The sequence below is a fragment of the Metabacillus niabensis genome (genome assembly GCF_902829255.1).
GTDB lineage: Bacteria > Bacillota > Bacilli > Bacillales > Bacillaceae > Metabacillus > Metabacillus niabensis.
Map to the genome: position 1 here is coordinate 1 of NZ_CADEPK010000028.1, position 2,688 is coordinate 2,688.

3 protein-coding genes and 1 pseudogene are annotated in these 2,688 nt (G+C 35.0%); all 4 read left to right on the forward strand.

From position 1 onward, the window contains the following. Positions 1 to 146, forward strand: a pseudogene (locus HU235_RS24980) (SMC-Scp complex subunit ScpB); the annotation flags it as partial. Positions 147 to 413: 267 nt separating this feature from the next. Further along, positions 414 to 1,565 (forward strand): D-alanyl-D-alanine carboxypeptidase family protein, encoded by a 1,152-nt coding sequence (locus HU235_RS04855; protein ID WP_370877242.1) that lies wholly within the window; start codon positions 414 to 416, stop codon positions 1,563 to 1,565. Continuing rightward, a complete protein-coding gene (locus HU235_RS04860) occupies positions 1,558 to 2,145 on the forward strand; it encodes a nucleoside recognition domain-containing protein (protein ID WP_095301082.1) in 588 nt (195 codons plus the stop codon). Before HU235_RS04855 ends, HU235_RS04860 begins: the two co-directional genes overlap by 8 nt. Before the next feature lie 5 nt (positions 2,146 to 2,150). Next, entirely contained in the window at positions 2,151 to 2,681 is a 531-nt protein-coding gene (locus HU235_RS04865) for a spore maturation protein (RefSeq protein WP_095301083.1), read from the forward strand. The last annotated feature ends 7 nt before the right edge of the window (positions 2,682 to 2,688 follow it).

Sequence of the window (2,688 nt, forward strand, 5' to 3'; positions counted from 1 at the left end):
CGACAAAAGAGTTTCTCGAATATTTCGGATTAAAATCTATTGAGGAATTACCACCGCTTCCAGATAAAACAGGGGATGCTTATGAACAAGAGGAAGCAGATTTATTCTTTGAAAAATTTAATGAAACATTAGAAGAATTAAATTGATTTTCTTGCTAAAGACCAGTTTCGTCATACGATGAAGCTGGTCTTTTTTATTAGTGTTACGAAAAAATGCAGTTAAGGGCACTCGAATCTTCAGTGAAAAGCAAAACAGGATTCGTTTACTAAAACTTATATTCATATTTGGATAGCAAAAAGAAATAAAAGACTTACATTTTAAAACGTTAGAATCTAGCTTAAGAAAATTTTTCATACATAAGCTTTGTCCACTTGCATAAACTTGTACAAAACAAGTAAGAGGACGTGATTGTTTTGCCGTACATAAAGAAAGTTACAACAGGAATGATCATCTTATTCCTACTTTTGACCGTTTTGCCACACCAAACACTCGCTCTTGGTGTTAGCGCAAGAACTGCTATTTTAATAGAGCAAGAATCCGGGAGAATTCTTTATGAAAAGGATGCTCATAAAAAAATGAGAATAGCGAGTATAACAAAAATTATGACTGCGATACTTGCAATAGAATCCGGTAAACTTAATGAAACTGTTACTGTAAGTGAACGGGCAATACAAGCGGAAGGTTCTTCACTTTACTTACAAAAAGGTGAAAAAATAAAACTAGAAGATTTAGTATATGGGCTCATGCTGCGCTCGGGAAATGATTCAGGTGTAGCCATTGCTGAGCATGTAGGAGGTAGCTTAGAGGGATTTGTCGTGATGATGAATCAAAAGGCACAAGAAATTGGCATGACGAACACACATTTTTCCAATCCACATGGTTTAGACGATCATGAGGATCATTATTCAACCGCATATGATATGGCGATATTAACTCAGTATGCAATGCAGAACGAAACATATCGGAAGATTTCAAGTACGAAGGTTTACCGAGCACCAAATCCAAATGAAAAATGGGATAGAGTATGGCGTAACAAAAATAAGTTGTTAACAAGTATGTATAAATATAGTACTGGCGGTAAAACAGGTTATACGGTAAGAGCAAAACGAACATTAGTGTCAACGGCTTCAAAGGATGGGATGAATACAATAGTAGTTACCTTAAATGATCCGGATGATTGGACAGACCATATGAATTTACACAATTATGCTTTTGAACAATATGATCTTGTTAAATTGAAAGGTCAAGGAACACTTAATAAAATTGGAAACGATTTTTACAAGGGGAAGGTATTTATAAAGAGGGATATTGTTTACCCATTAACAACCAAGGAGCAATCAAAAGTAAAAATTGATATCCAATTACAAAAACCTGAGAGGGATTGGAAGAAAGTGGAGAATGTACCGAATGTTGTTGGAGAATTATCTGTAAAAATAGCTAATAAAAATGTGGCAAATGTTCCTGTGTATTTTGACAATGGAGAAGTCGAAAAGCCAAAAGGTTCATTTTGGGAATTATTTAAACGAATATTCTTTATAGCATCAGGAGTAAATCAGCATGGTTAACTTAATATGGATGCTATTAACAGTCATCGGAATTGTTTTTGCCATGTTTAATGGAACAATGGATCAAGTAAATGAAGCAATATTTAAGGGTGGAAAAGAAGCAGTTACCATTTCAATAGGTCTAATTAGTGTACTAGTCTTTTGGTTAGGTTTAATGAAAATCGCTGAGGCAGCTGGCTTGCTTGAAAAGCTTGGAAATCTATTTAAACCAATTGTATCAAGACTGTTCCCTGAGGTACCAGCTGATCATCCTGCAATGGGGTATATGCTCTCAAATATGATGGCGAATTTATTTGGCTTAGGAAATGCTGCAACACCATTAGGAATAAAGGCAATGGAGCAATTAAAGGTTTTAAATGGAAATTCTGATAAAGCAAGTCGCTCAATGATTACCTTTTTAGCGATTAATACATCTAGTTTAACTTTGATTCCAACAACAGTCATAGCCATCATGATTACCTATGATTCTGCAAATCCAACGAGCATTGTCGGACCGACGTTACTTGCAACATGTATTTCCACAATTGGAGCTATCCTTATTGATCGTTTCTTCTATTATCGTAGAAAGAGAAAAGGGTGATAGATATGGGGATAATTAATATTATTTCATTATGGTTAATCCCAATTATAATTGGTTTTATCTTAATCTATGGAACTGTAAAAAAAGTACCAACCTATGAAACCTTTGTTGAAGGTGGAAAAGAAGGAATTAAAATTTCCTTTTCGATAATTCCTTATCTAGTCGGAATGCTTGTATCAATCTCCATTTTCCGCGCATCAGGGGCATTAGAGGCACTTATGAATCTAATGAAGCCTGCACTAGAAGTGCTTCATATTCCTGCTGAAATTGTTCCACTTGCGTTTATTCGACCAATTTCAGGAACTGCGGCATTAGGTTTAACTTCAGATATAATAGCAACATATGGACCAGATTCATTTATCGGTGTATTAGCAGCGACAATGCAGGGAAGCACTGATACAACTTTGTATGTATTAACGGTTTATTTTGGAGCTGTCGGAATTAGAAAAATGGGTGATGCATTAAAGGTTGGGCTATTAGCTGATGTTGTTGGGATATTAGCTGCAATAATTATTGTTTCGATCTTATTTTCTTGATTGTTAT